The sequence below is a fragment of the Pseudomonas sp. TS_SC_3 genome (assembly GCF_056156225.1).
In genome coordinates this window covers 2,400,868-2,423,154 of record NZ_CM149586.1, presented here as the reverse complement: position 1 = coordinate 2,423,154, position 22,287 = coordinate 2,400,868, and the positions used below count along the sequence as shown (strand labels likewise).

General features: G+C 60.2%; 24 protein-coding genes. 10 read left to right on the top strand and 14 right to left on the bottom strand.

Annotated features, from left to right (window positions below):
* Positions 1–67 precede the first annotated feature (67 nt).
* From hemA to AC0J6G_RS11690, 6 genes are all read left to right on the top strand, one after another.
* The gene (hemA, locus tag AC0J6G_RS11715; RefSeq protein WP_475247908.1) at positions 68–1,363 is read left to right on the top strand and encodes a glutamyl-tRNA reductase; all 1,296 of its coding nucleotides are present in this window, start codon (positions 68–70) and stop codon (positions 1,361–1,363) included.
* Between the two features lie 9 nt (positions 1,364–1,372).
* Positions 1,373–2,455, top strand: a complete 1,083-nt coding sequence (gene prfA / locus AC0J6G_RS11710; RefSeq protein WP_475247907.1) for a peptide chain release factor 1 — start codon at positions 1,373–1,375, stop codon at positions 2,453–2,455.
* 85 nt (positions 2,456–2,540) lie between these two features.
* Positions 2,541–3,374 (top strand): peptide chain release factor N(5)-glutamine methyltransferase, encoded by an 834-nt coding sequence (gene prmC, locus AC0J6G_RS11705; protein ID WP_475247905.1) that lies wholly within the window; start codon positions 2,541–2,543, stop codon positions 3,372–3,374.
* 19 nt (positions 3,375–3,393) lie between these two features.
* Complete coding sequence (locus AC0J6G_RS11700; RefSeq protein ID WP_475253712.1) at positions 3,394–4,152, top strand: molybdopterin-synthase adenylyltransferase MoeB; 759 nt, start codon at positions 3,394–3,396, stop codon at positions 4,150–4,152.
* A complete protein-coding gene (gene murI, locus AC0J6G_RS11695; RefSeq protein WP_475247903.1) occupies positions 4,145–4,933 on the top strand; it encodes a glutamate racemase in 789 nt (262 codons plus the stop codon). The genes AC0J6G_RS11700 and murI overlap by 8 nt, the downstream gene beginning before the upstream one ends.
* Positions 4,934–5,033: 100 nt before the next feature.
* On the top strand, positions 5,034–5,549 hold the full coding sequence (locus AC0J6G_RS11690) for an acyloxyacyl hydrolase (RefSeq protein WP_475247901.1): 516 nt from the start codon (positions 5,034–5,036) through the stop codon (positions 5,547–5,549).
* 147 nt (positions 5,550–5,696) lie between these two features.
* Here AC0J6G_RS11690 and AC0J6G_RS11685 read toward each other — a convergent pair whose 3' ends face one another.
* The 12 genes from AC0J6G_RS11685 to AC0J6G_RS11630 all read right to left on the bottom strand — a co-directional run bounded on the left by AC0J6G_RS11685 (position 5,697) and on the right by AC0J6G_RS11630 (position 15,865).
* Positions 5,697–6,008, bottom strand: a complete 312-nt coding sequence (locus tag AC0J6G_RS11685; protein ID WP_475247899.1) for a YkgJ family cysteine cluster protein — start codon at positions 6,006–6,008, stop codon at positions 5,697–5,699.
* A 126-nt stretch (positions 6,009–6,134) separates the two neighbouring features.
* Positions 6,135–6,662 carry a DUF2878 domain-containing protein gene (locus tag AC0J6G_RS11680; protein WP_475247897.1) on the bottom strand — a complete coding sequence of 176 codons (528 nt, stop codon included), beginning with the start codon at positions 6,660–6,662 and terminating at the stop codon, positions 6,135–6,137.
* On the bottom strand, positions 6,655–7,929 hold the full coding sequence (locus AC0J6G_RS11675; RefSeq protein ID WP_475247896.1) for a class I SAM-dependent methyltransferase: 1,275 nt from the start codon (positions 7,927–7,929) through the stop codon (positions 6,655–6,657). The genes AC0J6G_RS11680 and AC0J6G_RS11675 overlap by 8 nt, the downstream gene beginning before the upstream one ends.
* A complete protein-coding gene (locus AC0J6G_RS11670) occupies positions 7,916–8,716 on the bottom strand; it encodes a DUF1365 domain-containing protein (protein ID WP_475247894.1) in 801 nt (266 codons plus the stop codon). The genes AC0J6G_RS11675 and AC0J6G_RS11670 overlap by 14 nt, the downstream gene beginning before the upstream one ends.
* Positions 8,716–9,963 (bottom strand): NAD(P)/FAD-dependent oxidoreductase, encoded by a 1,248-nt coding sequence (locus AC0J6G_RS11665; protein ID WP_475247892.1) that lies wholly within the window; start codon positions 9,961–9,963, stop codon positions 8,716–8,718. The genes AC0J6G_RS11670 and AC0J6G_RS11665 overlap by 1 nt, the downstream gene beginning before the upstream one ends.
* Positions 9,960–10,739 (bottom strand): SDR family NAD(P)-dependent oxidoreductase, encoded by a 780-nt coding sequence (locus AC0J6G_RS11660; protein WP_475247890.1) that lies wholly within the window; start codon positions 10,737–10,739, stop codon positions 9,960–9,962. The genes AC0J6G_RS11665 and AC0J6G_RS11660 overlap by 4 nt, the downstream gene beginning before the upstream one ends.
* The gene (locus tag AC0J6G_RS11655; protein ID WP_475247888.1) at positions 10,736–11,158 is read right to left on the bottom strand and encodes a nuclear transport factor 2 family protein; all 423 of its coding nucleotides are present in this window, start codon (positions 11,156–11,158) and stop codon (positions 10,736–10,738) included. The genes AC0J6G_RS11660 and AC0J6G_RS11655 overlap by 4 nt, the downstream gene beginning before the upstream one ends.
* Positions 11,155–12,594: a deoxyribodipyrimidine photo-lyase gene (gene phrB / locus AC0J6G_RS11650; protein WP_475253710.1), complete on the bottom strand. Its 1,440-nt coding sequence runs from the start codon at positions 12,592–12,594 to the stop codon at positions 11,155–11,157. Before phrB ends, AC0J6G_RS11655 begins: the two co-directional genes overlap by 4 nt.
* A 14-nt stretch (positions 12,595–12,608) precedes the next feature.
* On the bottom strand, positions 12,609–13,550 hold the full coding sequence (locus AC0J6G_RS11645; protein WP_475247887.1) for a MerR family transcriptional regulator: 942 nt from the start codon (positions 13,548–13,550) through the stop codon (positions 12,609–12,611).
* The gene (locus AC0J6G_RS11640) at positions 13,547–14,512 is read right to left on the bottom strand and encodes a YbgA family protein (protein WP_475247885.1); all 966 of its coding nucleotides are present in this window, start codon (positions 14,510–14,512) and stop codon (positions 13,547–13,549) included. Before AC0J6G_RS11640 ends, AC0J6G_RS11645 begins: the two co-directional genes overlap by 4 nt.
* 124 nt (positions 14,513–14,636) lie before the next feature.
* Positions 14,637–14,876 (bottom strand): TIGR02450 family Trp-rich protein, encoded by a 240-nt coding sequence (locus AC0J6G_RS11635; RefSeq protein WP_475247883.1) that lies wholly within the window; start codon positions 14,874–14,876, stop codon positions 14,637–14,639.
* Complete coding sequence (locus tag AC0J6G_RS11630) at positions 14,873–15,865, bottom strand: NAD(P)/FAD-dependent oxidoreductase (RefSeq protein WP_475247881.1); 993 nt, start codon at positions 15,863–15,865, stop codon at positions 14,873–14,875. The genes AC0J6G_RS11635 and AC0J6G_RS11630 overlap by 4 nt, the downstream gene beginning before the upstream one ends.
* A 206-nt stretch (positions 15,866–16,071) precedes the next feature.
* On the opposite strand from AC0J6G_RS11630, the gene AC0J6G_RS11625 reads away from it, so the two are divergent.
* The 3 genes from AC0J6G_RS11625 to AC0J6G_RS11615 all read left to right on the top strand — a co-directional run bounded on the left by AC0J6G_RS11625 (position 16,072) and on the right by AC0J6G_RS11615 (position 19,497).
* Positions 16,072–16,977 carry a TIGR01777 family oxidoreductase gene (locus tag AC0J6G_RS11625; RefSeq protein ID WP_475247879.1) on the top strand — a complete coding sequence of 302 codons (906 nt, stop codon included), beginning with the start codon at positions 16,072–16,074 and terminating at the stop codon, positions 16,975–16,977.
* Between the two features lie 8 nt (positions 16,978–16,985).
* Positions 16,986–18,008 (top strand): ferrochelatase, encoded by a 1,023-nt coding sequence (gene hemH, locus AC0J6G_RS11620; protein ID WP_475247877.1) that lies wholly within the window; start codon positions 16,986–16,988, stop codon positions 18,006–18,008.
* 157 nt (positions 18,009–18,165) lie between these two features.
* Positions 18,166–19,497, top strand: a complete 1,332-nt coding sequence (locus AC0J6G_RS11615) for a spinster family MFS transporter (protein ID WP_475247875.1) — start codon at positions 18,166–18,168, stop codon at positions 19,495–19,497.
* 54 nt (positions 19,498–19,551) lie between these two features.
* On the opposite strand, the gene AC0J6G_RS11610 is transcribed toward AC0J6G_RS11615, so the two are convergent.
* The gene (locus AC0J6G_RS11610; protein WP_475247873.1) at positions 19,552–20,820 is read right to left on the bottom strand and encodes a uracil-xanthine permease family protein; all 1,269 of its coding nucleotides are present in this window, start codon (positions 20,818–20,820) and stop codon (positions 19,552–19,554) included.
* Between the two features lie 2 nt (positions 20,821–20,822).
* The gene (gene upp, locus AC0J6G_RS11605; RefSeq protein ID WP_475247872.1) at positions 20,823–21,461 is read right to left on the bottom strand and encodes a uracil phosphoribosyltransferase; all 639 of its coding nucleotides are present in this window, start codon (positions 21,459–21,461) and stop codon (positions 20,823–20,825) included.
* Positions 21,462–21,719: 258 nt separating this feature from the next.
* Here upp and AC0J6G_RS11600 point away from each other — a divergent pair, with 258 nt between their 5' ends.
* On the top strand, positions 21,720–22,277 hold the full coding sequence (locus tag AC0J6G_RS11600) for a hypoxanthine-guanine phosphoribosyltransferase (protein WP_475247870.1): 558 nt from the start codon (positions 21,720–21,722) through the stop codon (positions 22,275–22,277).
* Positions 22,278–22,287 lie beyond the last annotated feature (10 nt).

Here is a 22,287-nt window from a genome sequence, read left to right as displayed (position 1 = left end):
CAGTGGTTGTTCTCGCTTTGCTGAAGTAGGACAATTGCCGGCTTCCACTCCCAGTCAGCGATCGTGCATGGCCTTTATTGCCCTTGGTATCAACCACAAGACCGCCTCGGTGGACGTCCGCGAACGCGTGGCGTTCACTCCCGAGCAGTTGGTTGAGGCCCTGCGTCTGCTGTGTCACAACACCTCCAGCCGGGAAGCGGCGATCCTGTCGACCTGTAATCGCAGTGAGTTGTACCTGGAGCAGGACGAGCTGGCCGCTGACGAAGTGCTGCAATGGCTGGCTGATTATCACCATCTTAGTTTTGACGAGCTGCGCGCTTGCGCCTATGTCCATGCGGATGACGAAGCGGTGCGGCACATGATGCGCGTGGCGTCGGGGCTGGACTCCATGGTTCTGGGCGAGCCGCAGATTCTTGGTCAGATGAAGTCCGCGTTTGCTGTCGCCCGTGAGGCCGGTACGCTCGGCCCACGGCTTGGGCGCTTGTTTCAGGCCACTTTCAGCACCGCAAAAACAGTGCGTACCGATACGGCCATCGGTGAAAACCCGGTATCGGTCGCGTTTGCCGCCGTCAGCCTGGCCAAGCAGATTTTCAGCAACCTGAACCGCAGCCAGGCGCTGCTGATTGGTGCCGGTGAGACCATCAGCCTGGTCGCTCGCCATCTGCACGACCAAGGCATCAAGCGTATTGTCGTGGCCAACCGCACGCTTGAGCGCGCCAGCAGCCTGGCCGAACAGTTCGGCGCGCACGCGGTGTTGCTTTCGGAAATCCCGGATGAGCTGGTCAACAGCGATATCGTGATCAGCTCCACCGCCAGCCAGTTGCCGATCCTCGGTAAGGGGGCTGTCGAGCGGGCGCTGAAACAACGCAAGCACAAGCCGATTTTTATGGTCGACATTGCCGTGCCGCGCGATATTGAGCCGGAAGTTGGCGAGCTGGATGACGTCTACCTGTACACCGTCGATGACCTGCACGAGGTGATTGCGGAAAACCTCAAAAGCCGCCAAGGCGCGGCGCAAGCTGCCGAGGAACTGGTCAGCGTTGGTGCTCAGGACTTTATGCAGCGCCTGCGCGAGTTGGCAGCGGTGGATGTGCTCAAGGCCTATCGTCAGCAGGCTGAGCGCTTACGTGATGAAGAGCTAAACAAGGCCCTGCGTCTGCTCGGTAAAGGCACCTCGGCTGAGGACGTATTGACGCAATTGGCCCGTGGCCTGACCAACAAACTGCTGCATGCGCCCAGTGTGCAGCTGAAAAAATTCTCTGCTGACGGCCGCGTTGACGCGCTGGGCGTGGCCCAAGAACTGTTTGCCCTCGACGAGGGTGCGCTGCCTGCTTCTGTCCATAGCAGTTCGGCACATAAATAAAGGTCTGCAATGAAAGCGTCACTGATCAATAAACTCGACCTGTTGCAGGATCGTTTCGAAGAGTTGACTGCGCTGCTCGGCGATGCCGAAGTGATCAGCAATCAGCCGCAGTTTCGCGCCTATTCCAAGGAATACGCCGAAATTGAGCCGGTTTATCAGGCGTTTAGTGCGTTCCGTAAAGTGCAGAGTGATCTTGAGAGCGCCCAGGCGTTGCTCAAAGACAGCGACCCGGACATGCGCGAAATGGCCGAGGAAGAAGTCGCCGAAGCTAAAGCACAGCTGATTGAGCTGGAGGCCACGCTGCAACGCATGCTGTTGCCCAAAGACCCGAATGACGGCCGTAACGTGTTCCTCGAAGTGCGCGCCGGCACCGGTGGCGACGAGGCAGCGATCTTCTCTGGCGACCTGTTCCGTATGTACTCGCGTTATGCCGAGAAGCAGGGCTGGCGTGTGGAAGTGCTGTCGGCCAGCGAAGGCGAGCATGGCGGCTACAAAGAGGTCATTGCCCGGGTCGAGGGCGACAACGTTTACGGCAAGCTCAAATTCGAGTCCGGCGCCCACCGCGTGCAGCGCGTGCCGGAAACCGAATCCCAAGGCCGTATCCACACCTCGGCGTGCACCGTCGCCGTGCTGCCCGAGCCGGATGAGCAGATGGCCATCGACATCAACCCAGCCGATCTGCGTGTGGACACCTACCGCAGCTCCGGTGCCGGCGGCCAGCACGTTAACACCACGGATTCAGCGATCCGCATCACTCACATTCCCACCGGCACCGTGGTGGAATGTCAGGAAGAACGTTCGCAGCACAAGAACCGCGCCAAGGCCATGGCCTGGCTCGCGGCGAAGCTCAAAGACCAGCAGGAAGCTGCCGCGCACAAGGAAATTTCCGACTCGCGCAAACTGCTGGTGGGCTCCGGTGACCGCTCCGAGCGCATCCGTACTTACAACTTCCCGCAAGGGCGGGTAACCGATCACCGCATCAACCTGACCTTGTATTCGCTCAACGAAGTAATTGCTGGCGGCGTTGAGGCGATCATCGAGCCGCTGCTGGTCGAATACCAAGCCGATCAGCTGGCCGCGCTGGGCGATTGATGCGCCTGTTCGCGTAGCCCGGATGCAATCCGGAAGCGACCGTTGAAGCATGTCCCGGATGCATCCGGGCTACGGAATAAATGCCATGGCCACCATTGAATCTCTGCTCAACGCTGTCGCACTGCCCGACTCGCCCACTCCGTGGCTGGACGCAGAGCTGTTGCTTGCGGACGTTTTGGGTAAACCGCGCAGTTACCTGCACACCTGGCCGGAGCGCGAACTTGAGACCGAGCAGCTTGAGCGTTATCAGGCCGCAATCGTTCGGAGACAGGCCGGTGAGCCGGTGGCCTATATCCTTGGCCAGCAGGGCTTCTGGAGTTTGGAGCTGGAAGTCGCCGCGCATACCCTGATTCCGCGCCCGGACACCGAGTTGCTGGTGGAAACGGCTCTGGCGCTTCTGCCGGCCACACCTGCCGCGTCGCTTGATCTGGGCACCGGCACCGGCGCGATTGCCCTGGCTTTGGCCAGCGAGCGTCCGGCCTGGCGGCTGACTGGTGTGGACCGCGTGCCGGAGGCGGTGGCCTTGGCCGAACGCAATCGCGCACGGCTCAATCTGAACAACGCCAGCTTTATTGCAAGCCACTGGTTTAGCGCTCTGGCCGGGCAGCGTTATCAGCTAATCGTCAGCAACCCGCCGTATATCGCCGCCGATGACCGTCATCTGGCCGAAGGTGATGTGCGCTTCGAGCCGAGCAGCGCGCTGGTGGCGGGCGCGGATGGGCTGGACGATATTCGCCTGATCATTACCCAGGCACCGGAGTATCTTGACGCGGGCGGCTGGCTGCTGCTGGAGCATGGCTTTGATCAGGCGGCGGCGGTGCGTAAGCTGCTCAGCGCGCGTGGCTTTAGCGCAGTAGAAAGCCGGCGTGACCTGGGCGGCCATGAGCGCATCAGTCTGGGACGCTTCGATAATGAGTGATGCCATGAGTGCGCAGGACATGCTGAACGATGAGGAGCTGCTGCGCTACAGCCGGCAGATCCTCCTGCAACAGATCGATATTGCCGGCCAGCTGCGCCTGAAACACAGCCGCGCGCTGATCATCGGCCTTGGCGGCTTGGGCTCGCCGGTGGCGCTGTATCTGGCTGCTGCTGGGGTCGGTGAGTTGCACCTGGCGGATTTCGATACAGTCGACCTGACCAATCTGCAGCGGCAGATTATCCACGACACCGCCAGTATTGGCCTGAGCAAGATCGATTCAGCCAGTCAGCGGTTGTTGGCGCTTAACCCTGAGCTGCGCTTGCATACACATCCCCACGGGCTGGACAGCGATTCCCTGGCTGCAGCCATCGCAGCGGTGAACCTGGTGTTGGACTGCTCGGATAACTTCAGCACCCGCGAGGCGGTCAATGCGGCCTGCGTGGCTGCCAAAGTGCCGCTGGTGAGCGGCGCGGCGATTCGCCTGGAAGGCCAGCTCTCGGTATTCGACCCGCGGCGTGACGACAGCCCGTGCTACCACTGCCTCTATGGTCATGGCAGCGAAGCCGAGCTGACCTGCAGCGAAGCGGGTGTGGTTGGTCCGCTGGTGGGCTTGGTCGGTAGTTTGCAGGCGCTGGAGGCGCTGAAGCTGTTGGCGCAATTTGGCGAACCGCTGGTAGGGCGCCTGCTATTGATCGATGCGCTCGGTAGCCGTTTCCGTGAGCTGCGGGTTAAGCGTGATCCGGGCTGTAGCGTGTGTGGAGTGGCCAGCGGTGAGTAACGCGCCGATTGGCGTATTTGATTCCGGCGTTGGGGGCTTGTCGGTGCTGCGTGAGATTCGCGCGCTGCTGCCCAATGAGTCGCTGCTGTATGTCGCCGACAGCGGCCATGTGCCCTACGGCGAGAAGAGCCCGGAATTTATTCGCGAGCGCTGCCGGGTGTTGGCCGAGTTTCTTCTCGCCCAGGGCGCCAAGGCACTGGTGCTGGCCTGCAATACCGCCACGGTGGCGGGAGTGGCCGAGTTGCGTGAGTTGTATCCACAGCTGCCATTGGTGGGCATGGAGCCGGCGGTCAAACCTGCTGCAGCCGCCACGCAGAGCGGCGTGGTGGGAGTGTTGGCCACCACCGGCACGCTAAAAAGTGCCAAGTTCGCCGCCTTGCTCGACCGTTTTGCAAACGATGTGCGGGTGATTACTCAGCCTTGTCCCGGGTTGGTTGAGCGTATCGAGGCTGGTGAATTGGACAGCACCGCCACCCGAGACCTGCTGCAAGGTTTTGTTGCGCCGCTATTGGCTGAGGGCTGCGACACGTTGATTCTCGGCTGCACCCATTACCCCTTCATCAAGCCGCTGCTGCGCACCTTGTTGCCTGAGTCGGTCAGCTTGATTGATACGGGCGCGGCGGTCGCGCGGCAGGTTCAACGCTTGCTGGCTGAGCGCCATCTGCTGGCGGTGGGTCCTGCGCAGTCTGCGCAGTTTTGGTCCAGCGCCGAACCACAGGCTATGCAGCGGGTGTTACCTCTGCTGTGGGGCGCCTCAGCTAAGGTTTATGCGCTGCAGTAGCGGTTTATCCAGGTAGGCGCTTTCCCCCAGGTTAAATATTTCTATACTGTTTTGCAGCGTTTACGCACGCTCTTATATTCGGTGGAAAAGGATAATTACCATGAGAAAAGTTGTCACCTTGGTCGCGTTTGCAGCCCTTGCGTGGGGAGCGGTCAGTACCGTGCAGGCGGCAGACGTCAGTGTCGCTGTTGGGCAAACGGGCGATTCGACCATGACGTACCGGTTGGGTGCGCAGTTCGATTTCCAGCAGAGCTGGTTTGCCAGTGATGTCGGTCGCTTAACCGGCTATTGGGATGCGGCGTACACCTTTTGGGATGGCGATGAAACGGCTAGCAATCACAGCTTGTCGCTGAGCCCAGTGTTTGTTTACGAGTTTGCCGGCGAGCTCTTCAAGCCCTATATCGAGGCCGGGATTGGCATTGCGGCATTCTCCAGCACTGAAATTGAAGATAACGACCTCGGCTCGTCATTCCAGTTTGAAGACCGTATCGGTTTCGGTGTGCGCTTCGCCGGTCAGGAAGTCGGCGTGCGAGCGCTGCATTACTCCAACGCCGGGATTAAACAGCCCAATGACGGGGTTGAGAGCTATACCCTGCATTACCGCATGAGCTTCTAGTGGGTTGTGGCGTTAGAAAAGAAAACCGGATTGCGATCCGGTTTTTTTATGGCCTGCCATGCATGGCGGCTCCCCCTTCGGGGCCATCGCTGCGCGACGTTAAAAATCGCTCCTGACGATTTTTTGTGTCTGCAGTAAACCGCGCACTCAGCGGTAGATGCTGGTCATGCCCTTGCGTTCGTCCAGGCATTCGGGGGAAGCGGTTTCGAATTCGCGGCAGATCAGCGGGCGCACCTCGTAGATGGTGCAGCGCATGCTGTTGCGGTCCAGCGCGGCGCACCAGCCATCATCAAGGCGCAGCATCACTTCGCCGCCCCAGTCGTCGGTGTCGATATAGCGCGGTGGCACGCCGGTATCGGTAATCAGCATGACTTCCAGCTGGCAGCAGCAGGCAGCGCAGTTGGAGCAACTGACGGCTTCTTCGTTGGGCAACTGGGTATAGGGGATGTTCTCGCTCATGCCACGCAGTTTACGCCATCGATGTGAGTGCAGCGTAGCGGCCGACGCAGTGTGGACTTGCGCAGAAGCATAGGGCTTACGAGGCGATGCCTGTTTGTGCGCTCAGCCAATGTGATCCAACATGCCCTACGCGGATTGGCGGGCCTTCAGGCCCTGTTCGTACTGGCTGCGGTAGAGCTTGGCGAAGCCATGCAGCATCGGCATTACCCCTGCCCAGAGGGCACCGATCAGCAGCAAACTTTGCCAAGTGCCGTAGGGCAGGCCGACGCCGGCAATCTGCGCGCCGCCGTAATAGGACAGCGGGGCGCCAATCGCCCCGAGCAGGCTGCCGCGCCACCAGGGTTGTGCAGTCCAGGCCAGGCAGTGATTGAGGGTAGTGGCCATCAGCAGCCACAGGCAGGCCAGCCACAGCGGGATTAGCGTACGTGGTTCGCCAAAATCGAACACGCCAAGGTTGAGCAAAAAGCTGTCCAGGGCGCTGCCGGCGATAAACACACTGACCAACAGTTTGCCCTCGGCGGCCCAGCTGCTGGTCCATAGCAAATGCACCGCCAGCACCGCTGCGACAATCAGCAGCCACAGGCTGTCGCCGCCGAAGACGCAGGCGAACCAGCCGAGCTGAAACAGCAGGGTGTTGACGATCAACTTAGCCATTGAGGTGTCCCAGTAGTGGTGCAGGGCGTGCCGCCGGTTTGGCCAGCAGCAGCTGCGCAGTGCCAATGGTGCGTTCGAGAAAGCCGCCCTCGCAATAGCACAGGTAGAATTCCCACAGGCGGAAGAAGTAATCGTCGTAGCCTTGCTGCTCCAGCTTGTGTCGCGCATGGCGCAGGTTGTCGTGCCAGATGCGCAGGGTGCGGGCGTAATGCAGGCCGAAGTCTTCCATGTGGTGCAGGTTCATGTCGGTTTTGGCGGTGATGATCTCCAGCATCTTATTCACCGAAGGCAGTGCGCCGCCGGGGAAGATGTAGCGCTGGATAAAGTCGACGGCGCTTTTCGCCTGCTCATAGCGTTGGTCGCGGATAGTGATGGCTTGCAGCAGCATCAGGCCGTCAGGTTTCAGCAGGTTGGCGCATTGCTCGAAATAGGTGGGCAGGAAGCGATGCCCCACGGCTTCGATCATTTCGATCGATACCAGCTTGTCGTACTGCCCGGCCAGGTCGCGGTAGTCCTCCAGCAGCAGGGTGATCTTCCCCTGCAGGCCCTTTTCCTTGATGCGTTCTTCCGTGTACGCGAACTGCTCGCGTGACAGTGTGGTGGTGGTGACTTTGCAGCCATAGTGGGTCGCAGCATAAATCGCCATGCTGCCCCAGCCGGTGCCGATTTCCAGCAAATGGTCACTGGGCTTGAGCGCGAGCTTCTGGCAAATGCGTTCGAGCTTGTTCAGCTGCGCCTGCTCCAGGCTGTCATCGGCACTTTTGAACATGGCCGCGGAGTACATCATGGTCGGGTCGAGGAATTGCTCGAACAGGTCATTGCCCAGGTCGTAGTGGGCGGAAATGTTCTTGCGCGAGCCTTCACGGGTATTACGGTTGAGCCAGTGCAGGCCCTGAATCAGCGGGCGGCCTAGCTTGGCCAGGCCGCTTTCCATGGCGTCGAGTACATCAAGGTTGCTGACAAACATCCGGATCACCGCGGTCAGGTCCGGCGTTGTCCAGTAGCCGTGGATGTAGGCTTCACCCGAGCCGATTGAGCCATTGCCTGCGACCAAGCCCCAAACCGCGCCATCCAGCACCTGGATTTCGGCGCTAAGGCTGGAGTGGGCATCGCCGAACTCCATGCGTTCTTCACCTTCGACGATCACCAACTGGCCATGGCGCAACTGTTTGAGCTGGCGTAGCACCGCCCGCCGCAACAGGCTGGCACCGATGCCGCTGCCGGCGCGCACGGTATGTTTGGCAGAAGCTAGGCTAGAGCTTTTCATGGCGAATGTCCTTTGATGCGGTGCGGGCGACGCGGAAATCACCTTCAGCTGCCCGATGAGTGAACAGGGGAATACGTTTAAGGAACAGGCGCAGCGCTTGCCAGTAGATGCCGGCAACCGTTTTGCCGGTCATCCAAGGGAACTGCAGTAGGTAACGATGCAGGCTGGCACGGGTCAGTTCAGTGCGCTGCAGCGTCAGGGTGGCGTCGAAGACTTTCTCGTCAGCCTGCCAGTCGGCCATGTGGATGCCCAGACGTTCGCCGGCTGGGCTGAAGCTCATGCGGTATTCGAGGTCACGCGGCAGAAACGGCGAGACGTGAAAGGCCTTGGCCACTGCCACATGTTGATGGCCAGTACCTTCGGCGGGCAATACGTAGTGGTAACGCTCGCGAAACGGGGTGTTGCTGACTTCGCAGAGGATCGCCGTCAGGCGGCCATCGGCTTCATAGCAGTAAAAAAAACTCGCCGGGTTGAAGGCCAGGCCCCAGCTGCGCGGCTGGGTCAGCAGGCATATGCGCCCCAGCGGTGTGCGCCCTAAAGCCTCGCCGACGCGTTGGCGTACGGCGTCAATCAAGCGGGTGCCGGCAGCGGTGAACTGCGGCAGGTAGTCGCTCTCGCGAAAGGCAAACGGCGCAAAGCGGCCACGCCCAGCCAGCGGCGACAGTGCGAGCACGGCGTCCTGTTCGGTCAAGTCCAGGTAGAGCAAGCCCATGCGATAGCGGAAGTTGTGCAGGCGCGGCGCAAAGCGCCGGTGCTGCACCCAGCCGCTGTAGAGGGCGCTGTTCATCAGAGCGACTCACCGAATTCGCGGGCTACGCGCAGGGCGCTGACCACGCCGTCTTCATGGAAGCCGTTGGCCCAGTAAGCGCCGCAGAAATAGCTGTTATTGGCGCCCAATAACTCTTCCCAGCGTGCCTGCGCTGCCATGCCCGCCAAGCTGTATTGCGGGTGGGCGTAGGTGTAGCGGGCGAGAATTTTGCTTGGGTCGATAGCGGCAGTCTGGTTCAGGCTGACGCAGAAGGTGGTGTCGCTCTGAATGCCCTGCAGGATATTCATGTCGTAGGTCACCGCCGCTGGCTGGTCAACCGGGCCGCCGAGGCGATAGTTCCAGCTGGCCCAGGCCAAGGGGCGCTTTGGCAGCAGGCGGGTATCGGTGTGCAGCACCACATCGTTGTCGGCATAGGGCAGTGCACCGAGAATTTCCTGTTCGATACGGCTGGGTTCTGCCAACAACGCCAGAGCCTGATCGCTGTGGCAGGCGAAGATCACTTTATCGAATCGCTCACTGCCAGCGCTGCTGTGCACGGTGACGCCCTCGGCATCACGCTCCACTCGGCTCACCGGGCAGTTGAGGCGGATATGTTGCTTGAAGGATTCGGTCAGCGGCGCGACGTAACTGCTGGAGCCGCCCTCGACCACGCACCACTGCGGCCGATCACTGACTGACAGCAGGCCGTGGTTTTTGAAAAAACGCACGAAGAACTGCAGCGGGAAACCGAGCATGTCGTTCAATGACATTGACCAGATCGCCGCACCCATGGGCACGATGTAATGCTGGATAAAGCGTTCGCTGTAGCTATTCGCCTTGAGGTAGTCGCCCAGGGTCATGTCACTGGCGATGCGCTGTTGGTTGAGGTCGTTCAGGGCTTCGCGGTTGAAGCGCAAAATGTCACGGACCATGCCCCAGAATTTGGGTGACAGCAGGTTGCGGCGCTGGGCGAACAGGCTGTTGAGGTTGTGCCCGTTGTATTCCACGCCACTGACTGGGTCACTGACCGAGAAGCTCATCTCGGTGGCTTTGAAACCAACGCCGAGCTGGCTTAGCAGGCGGATAAAGTTCGGGTAGGTCCAGTCGTTGAAGACGATAAAGCCGGTGTCCACCGCATAGGTTTTACCCTCGACCTGAACATCCACGGTGTGAGTGTGCCCGCCGACCCAGTCAGCCGCCTCAAATACCGTGATGTCGTGGTTGCGGTTAAGTAGGTAGGCGCTGGTCAAACCAGCGATACCGCTGCCAATAATGGCAATCTTCATGGGCTGTCCTTAGTCTTTGCTTCAGTGCGCGCCATGCGGGCACCCATGGCCACTTGCAAGCGTTTGGGCAGGTGCCCGAGTAGCTTGAGAATGGCGATGAAGGGGCCGGGAAAGGCGATTTCATAAGGCTGCTGCGCCAGGCGCTCGGCAATATAACGGGCGGCTTTGTCCACCGGCCAGCGCATGGGCATGGGGAAGTCGTTTTTCTGCGTCAGGGGTGTATCAACAAAGCCAGGGCTGACCAGGGTCACAGCAATGTTCTCGGCCCGTAGGTCAATGCGCAGGGTTTCCATAAGGTAGCGCATCGCCGCTTTAGAGGCACCGTAGGCTTCGGCGCGCGGTAACGGCATAAAGGTTACCGAGCTGCCCACGCCGACCAGATGCGGACGGTCGCCTTGGCGCAGTAACGGCAAGGCGGCTTCAATGCAGTAGCTGGCAGAAAATAGATTGGCGCGCATCACGCGCTCAACCATGGCTGCCTCGAAAGCGCTGACTTCGACGTATTCGCACGTGCCAGCATTAAGGATGGCGCAATCCAATGCCCCCCACACTTGCGCGATGTGTTCACCGATGGCGCGCACTTGGACGGCATCACTGAGATCACCTGCCACCACTAAAACCTGCTGCGGGTAACGCTTGGCCAGGGCCTGCAGAGGCTCAATAGTGCGTGCGCTAAGCGCCAGGCGATGGCCTTGTTGCAGCAGTTGTTCGGCCAGGGCGGCACCAATGCCGCTGCTGGCGCCTGTGAGCCAGATACGTCGTGCGTTCGCGTTCATGCCAATCTCCGTTTCAGCCAGCGAATGACCGATCCAAACAACGGTAGATGCTCATAGAGCAGGCTGCCGGCGTCGAAGTAGTCCCGGTGACGGTATACCTTGTCTTGCCACAACAGGTGAGAACAACCTTCCACACGAATCAACTGACCTTTGGCCAGGCGCGGATGGCGGTAGCTCATGGTCCAGCGCAGGTAGCCTTCACCTTCACGCACTTGGTCAAAGCCATAGAAGTCGAATCGAAGCTCACTGACGTTGGCGTACATCTGCGCGAAATAACGCTGCATATTGGCCAGGCCGCGCACTTCATGCAGCGGGTCGCAAAACAGCGCATCGTCACTGTATAGCTGGCCCAGGCGGTCGAGGTTGTCCTTGTTCAGCCCAGCAAAATCCCTGGCGAATTGACGCAGGTAATCACTCACTGTACCTCCTCGCCGGCGAAGTGCGGCAGGCTCTTGAAGGCGGCCAACGCACGGCTGCGGCTTTTGCTGAGGTCGACAATCGGCGCGGGGTAGTCGGCAATACCGAACAGGCCGCCCATGGCTGCGGGGTTGTGAATGTTGTTTTTATTCAGACCGACCAGCTCGGGGAGCCATTGGCGCAGAAAACGACCATCTGGGTCGAACTTTTGTGACTGGCTGAGTGGATTGAAAATGCGGAAATAGGGGGCTGAATCGGTGCCGGTGGAGGAGCTCCACTGCCAGCCACCGTTATTGGCGGCCAGGTCACCGTCGATCAAGTGGCGCATAAAGAAGCTCTCGCCCTCGCGCCAGTCGATCAGCAGGTTTTTGGTCAGGAACATCGCCACGATCATGCGCAGGCGGTTGTGCATCCAGCCGGTGGCCAGCAGTTGACGCATGGCTGCGTCGATAATCGGGAAGCCGGTGCGGCCTTCCTGCCAGGCTCTTAGCTCTTGCGGGGCGTTGCGCCAGGCCACGGCTTCAGTCTCTGCACGGAAAGCGCGGTGCATCGAGACGCGCGGGTAGCCGACCAAGATGTGCTTGTAAAACTCACGCCAAAGCAACTCGTTGATCCAGGTGATCACGCCGACATTGCCGCTGTCGAACTCACCTTGATTGACGGCCAGCGCCGCATGCAGGCACTGGCGCGGCGAGATTACCCCGGCGGCCAGGTAGGCCGAAAGCTGGCTGGTGCCGGGCTGAGCCGGGAAGTCGCGTGCGCTCTGGTAGAAGTCGATCTGCTGCGCCGCGAAATCAGCCAGTCGCCGCTGTGCTTCACCTTCGCCTGCTGGCCAGAGCTGACGCAGCGCCTCGCTGGGCGGAACGAAACCGGCAACCTGCTCAGGCACTGCATCGCTTTCGATCGCTACAGCGGCTTGCGCTTTAGGCGTCGCGATGACTGCCGGCAAGGCCGTGTGCAGTCGCTGATAACACGCTTTACGGAACTGGCTGTAGACCTGGAAATACGTACCGGACTTGGTCAGCACACTGCCAGGTCTGAAGAAGATTTGATCCAGATGGCTATGTAAACTTACCCCTAAATCATCCAGCGCACTGGCCACCGCTTGGTCACGGCGAGTCTCGTGTACGCCATATTCTTCATTGACCTGCACGCTGCCGATCTGCAGCTGCTGACACAACTGCGCGATAACCTGCGGCGCAGCGCTCCAGTCATCGGCATAGCGCACCAGGAGCGGCACATTAAGGGTGGCCAGCTCATTGGCGAGGGTTTTCAGGTTGCGCAGCCAGAAGTCGACTTTGCTCGGGGCATCATCATGCAGCAACCATTGCCCGGGGCTGATCAGGTACAACGCCACGGTCGGGCCGTTGGCCATGGCAGCCGCTAGAGCACTGTTGTCTTGTACGCGCAGGTCGGTACGAAACCAGATCAATTGCAGCATGGAAGGTCTCATCAGCTGTGCAACAAGTTGAGGTCAGTCAGGCTGTGCAAGGCGGCCAGCGGGTCAGCGGCCAAGCTCAGTGCGGCGTTCTGCTGTGCGATGGCTTGCAGTTCATCGGCGTGAATCTGCACGACTTGACCGACCAGCAGGCAGGGGCAGTCATAACCGCCCAGCAGGCGCTGCAGGTGGGTGCTATTAAGTGCCTGGCTGGAATACAGCAGCACTGCGCGCGGCTGAATGTGCTCGACGGCCAGGGCCAGTTCGGGCGGCGATAACGGCCAGTCGAACACTTCTACGGCTACCCCGGCGCTGCTCGCCAGCCAGGCGGTCAACCATAGGCCAGGCGCCATCGGCAGATCGGACACATTGATCAAGAGCAGTGGCGCGCCGCTGGCCTGACGGTTGTTGTGATAAAGGCGAGCGCCGAGCTTGCTGCGCAGCCAGGAGTAGAAGAACACCCGCTCGGCTTGCGCGCCGAACTGGTTACGCCAGCGCAGTTCAAGGTCTGTGAGCAGCGGTAGGAGCAGTTGCTGGCACAGGGTGTGCGGCGGGTAGAGCGCCAGTTCGCTGTTGAAGCATTCGTCCAGGCGACGCTCGTTGAGGTTGCAGATGGTTTCCTGCAATTGCTGGCGCTTGGTTTCCCATTGCGAGCTGGCTTCGGCAAATGCAGGCTGGTTACTGCGCAGCAAACCTTTGACCTGGCTGACTGAGACCCCGCGATTAAGCCAGGTGAGAATCGCCTGGATGCGCGTCACATGCTCATCTGAATACAGGCGGTGACCCTTGGGCGTGCGGTGCGGGACTATCAGGCCGTAACGACGCTCCCATGCGCGCAGGGTGACGGCGTTAACCCCGGTGATACGGGCAACATCGCGAATCGGCATAAAGCCCTGGGCGATGGCCGCCTGGTAATCGTCAGCGGCCGCGCCAGCGGTGTTTGGCTCAAGGCTCATAGGGCGTTACGCAGGCTGAGGTTTTCGGGGTGCGGCTGCAGGTAAACCTGCTGCGCAATGTAGCTGTCCGGGTGGCGGCGGAAGTGATGCTTAAGCAGGGTCATGGGCACGACTAGCGGCACCACGCCATGGCGATATTGACCGATCAATTGCTGCATTTCCTGTTTCTCATCGCCGCTCAGCGCTTGTTTGAGGTAACCGCTGATGTGCTGCAGCACGTTACTGTGGGTGCGGCGGGTGGCACAGCTTTTCAATGCGCTCATCAGCTCGCTGAAATAGCGTGGTGCCAACTCATTAAGGTCATGCTGGCCAAGGTTGCCGAGCATGCGCCCGAGCAGTTTGTACTGCACCGGGTTAGTAGCCATCAGCAGGTATTTGTAGCGCGAGTGGAAGTCGGTCAGGCTTTTGCGGCTCAAACCGTCGCGCAACAACTGTTGCCAGTCGGAGTAGGCAAATACGCGGGTAATGAAGTTCTCACGCAGGACCGGGTCGTTCAGCCGACCATCTTCTTCAACCGGCAGATTGGGGTGTTTGGCGCAGAATGCCTCGGCAAAAATGCCCCGGCCCGGCTCGCTGGGGCGGCCGTTGCTCTGGTAAACCTTGACCCGATGCAGGCCACAAGAGGGCGATTGCTGCATAAAAATGTAGCCGCAAATATCCGTCAGCTCATCGGCCATGCGTTCGCCGTAGGTGGCGAGCGGTTCGGTAACATCCACCTCGCGGTTGACCGTGCCTACGGCGCGCGGTGCTTGCGGGTCGCCGACCAAGCGGATCGGCTCACGCGGGATGCTCATGCCAATACCCACTTCCGGGCAGACCGGCGCGAAGTCGAAGTATTCAGCAAGGGTGCGACTGCACAGGCGTGATTCTTTGTGACCGCCGTTGTAGCGCACCTCGGAACCCAGCAGGCAGGCGCTGATACCCAGTTTTGGTTTGCCAGTGGTGGTTTTTGATAGGTTCATGAGCAACCTCTGATGACGACTTGTACAGATCCTTATGGATGTACAACTTGAATTCATCATAGGTTTTTAATTGTACAAGTCAATATATTTGTACAACTACTGTATGGCTTTGTGTGTGCGACCGTTACGTCCAGCCCATGCGCCATTGTTCCGGGTTTTCCAACACACGCCAGCACAGGCGCTGGCAGCGTTGGTTGAGCACGGCCTGTAACTCGATCTCGAGCACCGTACCGTCTTCGTCGCAGAACAGTTCGGTGACGAGAAAGTGTTTTTCGCGGTTCTGCGGCCGGGTGGCTGTCCACTTCGACAGCAGCAGTTTGCGCGGGTTGAGCCGGTGCTTGGCGGGCGTTGCATGCGCGCTCATTGCAGGTGTTCCAGCAGTCGCCGTGCCGCCTCCTGACCGCTGAGCCAAGCCCCCTCTACACGGCCTGACAGGCACCAGTCGCCGCAGGCGTAGATGCCCAAATCAGCATCAGCCAGTACGCCCCACTGGTGGGCGCTTGCCGGGCGTGCAAAAAGCCAGCGGTGCGCCAGGCTGAATGTTGGCGCTGGTACTGCGCAGCCGATCAGCTCGGCAAATGCGCCCAGTAAATGCTCGGTTACGTCTTCTTTATCCATGTCCAGATTGTGCTTGGTCCACTCGCTGGTGGCGTGCAGCACCCAGGTATCAAGCTGGGTGTCGCGGCCGGGTTTGCTGCGGTTGCGCGCCACCCAGTCGAGGGGGCTGTTTTTTACAAAGCAGCCTTCAACGCGGCTTGCCAGTGGCGTCTCGAACGCCAGGGCGACTGCCCAGGTCGGGTCCATGGCAACGCTGGCGGCGGCGCCTGCCAGTTTCGGTACGCTGGAAAGCAAAGCCGTGGCTTGTGGCGCTGGGGTGGCGACAATCACGTGGCTAAACGGGCCATGGCTGTTGCCCTCGGCATCCTGCAGGTGCCAGTGCTGCTCGCCGCGGAACACTTCAGTGATGCGGCAGGAGAACGTCACGGGTAGGGCGCCGAGCATGGCGCGGGTGATGGCGCTCATCCGTGGGCAGCCCACCCAGCGCACCTGCTCATCCGGCGAGGCCGTGAGTTGGCCGTTGTTGAAGTTGTAAAGGCTGGGCGTCCATTCGGCGACCCAGCCGCGCGTCTGCCACTGCTGCACCACCTCGACAAAGCGCCGGTCGCGGGCAGTAAAGTATTGCGCGCCGAGGTCCAGCGCGCCGGCATCACTGCGCTTGCTGGCCATGCGGCCACCACTGCCGCGGCTCTTGTCAAACAATTGCACTGAGTGACCGGCAGCATGCAGAGCCTGCGCGGCAGAAAGGCCGGCGATGCCGGTACCGATGATGGCGATGGGGCAAAGAGTGGTCATGGTCTACCTCGTGTGTTCAAGCGCTAGGCTACGCTTTAGACAAAAGCTATACAATATTGTTTTTGTGTATAAGCTGTGTGGATGTTGATCCGGTCTTTCTATAGTTAAGACAACCTGTGGCCGGACTGACGCCACAGCAGCGCATAAATCAGCCGGTCGTGCTTATTTATGCAAAGGCTACGTAACAGCCATGCGAGGGTAATCTGATGCACATACTTCTGACTGGCGGTACTGGCTTGATCGGCCGAGCATTGTGCCGGCACTGGTTGCAACAAGGCCATCAGCTGAAGGTGTGGAGCCGTCGTCCTGAGCAGGTTGCGGCCCTGTGTGGCCAAGCAGTGCGCGGCATTGCTCAGCTCGAAGAGTTGGCCGAAGAGCCGCTGGACGCAGTGGTTAACCTGGCTGGCGCACCGATTGCCGATAGGCCCTGGACGCGCAAACGCAAAGCGCTGTTGTGGGCCAGCCGAATTGGCTTGACCGAGCAACTGCTGGATTGGCTGCAACGCCGTGAGCAGAAACCACAGGTGCTGCTCTCCGGCTCAGCGGTAGGCTGGTACGGCGACGGTGGCGAGCGCGAGCTGCATGAAGATTCCCCGCCGGTCAGCGAAGATTTTGCTGCGCAGTTGTGCGGTGCTTGGGAAGAAACCGCTTTGCGTGCCGAGGCGCTGGGCATCCGTGTGGTGTTGCTGCGCACAGGGCTGGTGCTGGCTGCTGATGGTGGTTTTCTGAAACGCTTGCTGCTGCCGTTCAAGCTCGGCTTGGGCGGCCCGCTGGGCAATGGCCGGCAGTGGATGCCGTGGATTCACATCCATGACCAAATCGCCCTGATTGATTTTCTTCTGCAGCAGAAGCACGCCAGCGGTCCCTATAATGCCTGCGCGCCAACGCCTGAACGTAACCGCGCCTTCAGCCAGGCATTGGGCCGCGAGCTGCATCGGCCGGCGTTTATGCCGGCCCCAGCATTTGCTCTGCGCCTCGCGCTAGGGGAATTGGCCGTGCTGCTGCTCGGTGGTCAACGTGCCTTACCAACGCGCTTGCAGGCCGAAGGGTTTAGTTTTCGTTTCACTCACTTGGATGTGGCCCTGGCAGACCTGCTGGGCCAGCCTAATTAGGATTACGCATGACCGATCACGCCTTGTTACTGGTAAACCTTGGCTCACCAGCCTCGACCTCAGTGGCCGATGTGCGGCGCTACCTTAACCAGTTCCTGATGGACCCCTATGTTATTGACGTGCCTTGGCCGCTGCGCCGCCTGATTGTTTCGCTGATCCTGATCAGACGTCCCGCTGCCTCCGCGCACGCCTATGCGTCGATCTGGTGGGACGAGGGCTCGCCGCTGGTGGTGCTGAGCAAGCGTTTACAAGAGGCGATGAAGACATCCTGGAAGCAGGGCCCGGTGGAGCTGGCCATGCGCTACGGCGAGCCATCACTGCAAACGGTACTCACCCGTCTGGCCGCGCAGGGCATCAAACAAGTCACCTTGGCGCCGCTGTATCCGCAGTTTGCCGACAGCACCACCACCACCGTAATTGAGGAAGCGCGGCGGGTGGTGCGTGAGCAGCAATTGCCTATTCGCTTTTCAATTCTGCCCGCGTTTTATGATCAGCCCGAGTACCTCGATGCTCTGGTCGACAGCGCCAAGCCTTACCTGGAGCAGGATTTCGACCACTTGCTGCTGAGTTTTCACGGCCTGCCAGAGCGTCACTTGCACAAGCTCGATCCCACTGGGCACTGCTTGAAAGGTGATGATTGCTGCCGCACGGCTTCGCCTGAAGTGCTGGCTACTTGTTATCGCGCCCAATGCCTGCGCAGCGCCGAGCTGTTTGCCCAGCGCATGGGCCTTAAACCTGAGCAGTGGTCCGTGTCGTTCCAGTCGCGCCTAGGCCGTGCCAAGTGGATTGAACCCTACACTGAGGGCCGCCTCGATGAGCTGGCACAGAAGGGTGTGAAGAAGCTGCTGGTGATGTGCCCGGCCTTTGTTGCCGACTGCATTGAAACCCTGGAAGAAATTGGTGATCGGGGCCGCGAGCAGTTTATCGAAGCCGGCGGCGAGAGCCTGCAGCTGGTGCCGTGCCTGAATGACCACCCAAGCTGGGTAGCGGCGCTAAAAGTTCTCAGCGAGCGTGCGCCGCTGATGCTGTAAGCGAATGCGGCGCAGCGGTCATTCGCTCGAAGGGATGCTGCGCATTCGCCTCACTGATAACACCTAAGGGCGATACTCATCGCCCTCTATCTCGGCCTAAGCTGGCAGTTCTTTCAACCGTCGTGCACCGCACATAACGGTGCCGAGGAGACTGCCAGTGCCTAACAACAATAACGGCTATCCCTCTTCCACCCGCGCCTGGGTGACTGTCGCCATCCTGATGGTGGCGTACGTGCTGTCCTTTATCGACCGGCAGATTCTCAATCTGCTGGTCGGCCCGATCCGCCGTGACTTGATGATCAGTGACACGCAGATGAGCCTGCTGATGGGTTTATCGTTCGCGCTGTTCTACACCGTCTGTGGCATTCCCCTTGGGCGTTTGGCCGACACCAAAAGTCGTCGCGGCCTGATTGCCATCGGTATCATCTTCTGGAGTGCGGCCACCGCCGCGTGTGGCATGGCCAAGCTGTACTGGCAGTTTTTGCTATGCCGCATTGGCGTTGGCGTGGGTGAGGCGGCGTTGTCGCCGGCGGCTTATTCGCTGATTGCCGACAGCTTCCCGGCCGAGCGCCGCGCCACCGCCATCAGCGTGTATTCCATGGGGGTTTACCTCGGGTCCGGTATTGCGTTTTTGCTGGGCGGCCTGGTAATTAAATTTGCCTCGGCGCAGGGCGACGTGGTGTTACCGCTTATTGGTGACGTGCGCCCCTGGCAGTTGATCTTCCTAATTCTCGGCGCGGCCGGTGTGCTGTTCACCTTGCTCATGTTGGCCGTTAAAGAGCCGGTACGGCGTGGCGTGGGTGCCGGCGTGGCGGTGCCGCTGGCCGATGTCGGCCGTTATATCCGGGCTAACCGGCGCACGGTGTTGTGCCATAACTTCGGTTTTGCTGGCCTGGCCTTTGCCGGTTACGGCAGTGCGGCCTGGATCCCGACGTTTTTTATTCGCACCTATGGCTGGGATGCCAGTCAGGTGGGCATCGTTTACGGCAGCATCGTGGCGGTGTTTGGTTGCCTGGGCATCGTCTTCGGCGGCCGCCTGGCAGATTGGATGGCCAAACGTGGCAGCAGCGATGCCAATATGCGCGTCGGCCTGTATGCGGCGGTGGGGGCGGTGCCCTTTGTGTTGGCCTTCCCGTTGATGGATAACGCGCTGTGGGCCGCTGTGCTGATGGCCCCGACCGTGTTTTGCCTGAGCATGCCGTTTGGTGTGGCGCCGGCAGCCATTCAAGAAATCATGCCCAACTCGATGCGCGGTCAGGCCTCAGCGATTTACCTGTTTGTGATCACCTTGATTGGTCTGGGTATCGGCCCGACGGCGGTGGCATTGGTGACTGACTACGTATTCGCCGATGACATGGCGCTGCGTTATTCGTTGCTGATCGTCACCGCGCTAGCCGTACTCAGCTCGATTGTGCTGCTGAGCATGGGGCTTAAACCCTATCGCGAGAGTGTGGTGCGGTTGCAGGGGTGGTCGGCCAACCCTGCCTGACGCGGCGCAAGCATAAAAAAGCCCCGCAGTGCGGGGCTTTTTAGTGGGCGCGGTTTACAGGTCCGGCTCTTCCAGCACGGTCTTGCTGCGCCAGCCTTGGCCACCCGGTAGTACTAGGTTGAGCACGAGGGCGCAGATGGCGCACAGGGAAATGCCGGAGAGGGCGAAGTCGCTGTTGCCGATCACCATGCCGCCGATGCCGAACACCAGGGTCACGGAAACGATGATCAGGTTACGCGCTTCAGATAAATCGACCTGATGACGGATCAAGGTGTTCAAGCCGACCACCGCGATAGAGCCGAACAGCAGGCAGAGAATGCCGCCCATCACAGGCACCGGAATGCTCTGCAGCGCGGTGCCGAACTTGCCGACAAAGGCCAGGCCGATGGCGAAGCAGGCCGCCCAGGTCATGATTTTCGGGTTGTAGTTTTTGGTCAGCATCACCGCGCCGGTCACTTCCGCGTAGGTGGTGTTGGGTGGGCCGCCGAGCAAGCCGGCTGCTGACGTCGCCAGGCCATCGCCCAGCAAGGTGCGGTGCAGGCCGGGCTTCTTGATGAAATCCTTGCCGGTGACGCTACCAATCGCGATCACCCCACCAATGTGCTCAATGGCCGGGGCCAGGGCGACGGGGACGATGTACAAGATCGCGCCCCAATGCAGCTCCGGCGTTACGAACGCGGGCATGGCCAACCAGGGGGCTGCGGCGACTTGGCTGGTGTCGATGACCCCGCAGAGCGCGGCGACGATACAGCCGACGATGATACCGGCCAGGATCGGCACCAGGCGCAGCAAGCCGCGCCCCATCGCCGCGACCAGCACGGTGGTGACCAGTGCTGACATGGAAATCAGCATGGCAATTTCATACGGCACCAGTTGTGCGCTGCCGTCGCCGGCCTTGCCCATGGCCATGTTCACCGCGACAGGTGAAAGCGCCAGACCGATGGAAATGATCACCGGGGCAATCACTACCGGCGGCAGCAAACGGTCGATAAAACCGGCGCCTTTAATCCGCACCACGGCGCTGAGCAGGACATACACCAGGCCGGAAGCAATGATGCCGCCCAGCACCGCCGGCAGGCCAAACTCACCTTTGGCGGCGAGAATTGGCGCGATAAAGGCAAAGCTGGAGGCCAGGAAAACAGGCACCTGGCGCCCGGTTACCAGTTGGAACAGCAGGGTGCCGATGCCGGCGGTAAACAGGGCGACGTTGGGGTCCATGCCGGTGATCAGCGGCATCAGCACCAGCGCGCCAAAGGCCACAAACAGCATTTGCGCGCCAGAAATGCCCTGGCGCCAGAGTGGGTCGTTATATTCGTCCTGCATGCTTAGGCATCCTTCTGCTTGGTGCCAAAGATTTTGTCGCCTGCATCACCGAGGCCAGGAATGATGTAGCCATGCTCATTCAGGCATTGGTCGATAGACGCGGTATAAATCGTGACGTCCGGATGCGCTTGATTCACCGCCTTGATGCCTTCGGGCGCCGCCACCAGCACCATGGCGCGGATCTCCTTGCAGCCGGCTTTTTTCAGCAGGTCGATGGTGGCGACCATCGAGCTGCCGGTCGCCAGCATCGGGTCGATAATCATCGCCAGGCGCTCATTGATTTCCGGCACCAGCTTTTCCAGATACGTGTGCGCCTGCAGCGTTTCTTCATTACGCGCCACACCCACGGCGCTGACCTTAGCGCCGGGAATCAGGCTAAGCACGCCTTCAAGCATGCCGATGCCGGCGCGCAGAATCGGTACCACGGTGATTTTCTTGCCGGAGATTTTTTCCACCTGTACGGTGCCGCACCAGCCTTCAATCTCGTAGTTTTCCAAGGGCAGATCCTTGGTCGCCTCGTAGGTCAGCAGTGCACCGACTTCCTGGGCCAATTCGCGGAAATTCTTGGTGCTGATATCGGCGCGGCGCATCAGGCCGAGTTTGTGACGGATCAGCGGGTGGCGGATCTCGAGGATAGGCATGGGCAGGGGTCTCCGGCAGTACGGGCGAAAATTGGCGCTAGATTAAAGCATTGGCTATGCCTAGTGCTGCGCCAAGATGGCCGAATGTCGCGAAATAGCGGCTAATGTGCGGGTGATTAGCGGCGCAAGTGGACAATTACCGCAATTGGTCTGGCCGCACTTGCTCTGCGCGGTACGGATGCGTACCTTTGCCGGCTTTTATTTTGACGCATCGATCAGCTTTCTGGTCTGAGCGTCCCGCTCCCAAGAGGAAACAGCATGTCCGTCGATCTCGCGCACATCCGCCAAGTCATGGCCGAAGCCGATTGCCTTCACAGCAATGCCGAGGTTGAGGTGGCCATCGACACCATGGCGGCCGCCATCAACAGCGAGATGGCCGACAGCAATCCTGTGGTGTTTTGTGTGATGAACGGCGGGCTTATTTTCTCCGGCAAGTTGCTGCCCAAACTCAACTTCCCGCTGGAATTGTCCTACCTGCACGCCACCCGCTACCGCAATGAAACCAGCGGCGGCGAGCTGTTCTGGAAGGCCAAGCCGGAAATCTCCTTTATTGACCGCGACGTGCTGATCATCGACGACATCCTCGATGAAGGGCACACCCTCGGCGCCATCATCGATTTTTGCCGCCACGCCGGCGCCAAGAACGTGCGCATCGCCGTGCTGGTCGACAAAACCCACGACCGCAAGGCACGCCCTGACCTCAAGGCCGATTACGTGGGCCTGTCCTGCGTTGATCGCTATGTGTTTGGCTATGGCATGGACTACAAAGGCTACTGGCGTAATGCGCCGGGTATCTACGCGGTTAAAGGCCTATAGAGCTGCCTGT

Bases quoted from the DNA above. Each gene is read 5' to 3' on its own strand.
- AC0J6G_RS11660 (WP_475247890.1), bottom strand. From the start codon at position 10,739: ATGAACGCGAACGCACGACGTATCTGGCTCACAGGCGCCAGCAGCGGC.
- AC0J6G_RS11665 (WP_475247892.1), bottom strand. From the start codon at position 9,963: ATGAAGATTGCCATTATTGGCAGCGGTATCGCTGGTTTGACCAGCGCC.
- AC0J6G_RS11640 (WP_475247885.1), bottom strand. From the start codon at position 14,512: ATGAACCTATCAAAAACCACCACTGGCAAACCAAAACTGGGTATCAGC.
- AC0J6G_RS11690 (WP_475247901.1), top strand. From the start codon at position 5,034: ATGAGAAAAGTTGTCACCTTGGTCGCGTTTGCAGCCCTTGCGTGGGGA.
- AC0J6G_RS11645 (WP_475247887.1), bottom strand. From the start codon at position 13,550: ATGAGCCTTGAGCCAAACACCGCTGGCGCGGCCGCTGACGATTACCAG.
- AC0J6G_RS11700 (WP_475253712.1), top strand. From the start codon at position 3,394: ATGCTGAACGATGAGGAGCTGCTGCGCTACAGCCGGCAGATCCTCCTG.
- AC0J6G_RS11625 (WP_475247879.1), top strand. From the start codon at position 16,072: ATGCACATACTTCTGACTGGCGGTACTGGCTTGATCGGCCGAGCATTG.
- AC0J6G_RS11635 (WP_475247883.1), bottom strand. From the start codon at position 14,876: ATGAGCGCGCATGCAACGCCCGCCAAGCACCGGCTCAACCCGCGCAAA.
- AC0J6G_RS11600 (WP_475247870.1), top strand. From the start codon at position 21,720: ATGTCCGTCGATCTCGCGCACATCCGCCAAGTCATGGCCGAAGCCGAT.
- AC0J6G_RS11680 (WP_475247897.1), bottom strand. From the start codon at position 6,662: ATGGCTAAGTTGATCGTCAACACCCTGCTGTTTCAGCTCGGCTGGTTC.
- AC0J6G_RS11670 (WP_475247894.1), bottom strand. From the start codon at position 8,716: ATGAACAGCGCCCTCTACAGCGGCTGGGTGCAGCACCGGCGCTTTGCG.
- AC0J6G_RS11610 (WP_475247873.1), bottom strand. From the start codon at position 20,820: ATGCAGGACGAATATAACGACCCACTCTGGCGCCAGGGCATTTCTGGC.
- hemA (WP_475247908.1), top strand. From the start codon at position 68: ATGGCCTTTATTGCCCTTGGTATCAACCACAAGACCGCCTCGGTGGAC.
- prfA (WP_475247907.1), top strand. From the start codon at position 1,373: ATGAAAGCGTCACTGATCAATAAACTCGACCTGTTGCAGGATCGTTTC.
- prmC (WP_475247905.1), top strand. From the start codon at position 2,541: ATGGCCACCATTGAATCTCTGCTCAACGCTGTCGCACTGCCCGACTCG.
- upp (WP_475247872.1), bottom strand. From the start codon at position 21,461: ATGCCTATCCTCGAGATCCGCCACCCGCTGATCCGTCACAAACTCGGC.
- hemH (WP_475247877.1), top strand. From the start codon at position 16,986: ATGACCGATCACGCCTTGTTACTGGTAAACCTTGGCTCACCAGCCTCG.
- AC0J6G_RS11685 (WP_475247899.1), bottom strand. From the start codon at position 6,008: ATGAGCGAGAACATCCCCTATACCCAGTTGCCCAACGAAGAAGCCGTC.
- AC0J6G_RS11630 (WP_475247881.1), bottom strand. From the start codon at position 15,865: ATGACCACTCTTTGCCCCATCGCCATCATCGGTACCGGCATCGCCGGC.
- AC0J6G_RS11675 (WP_475247896.1), bottom strand. From the start codon at position 7,929: ATGAAAAGCTCTAGCCTAGCTTCTGCCAAACATACCGTGCGCGCCGGC.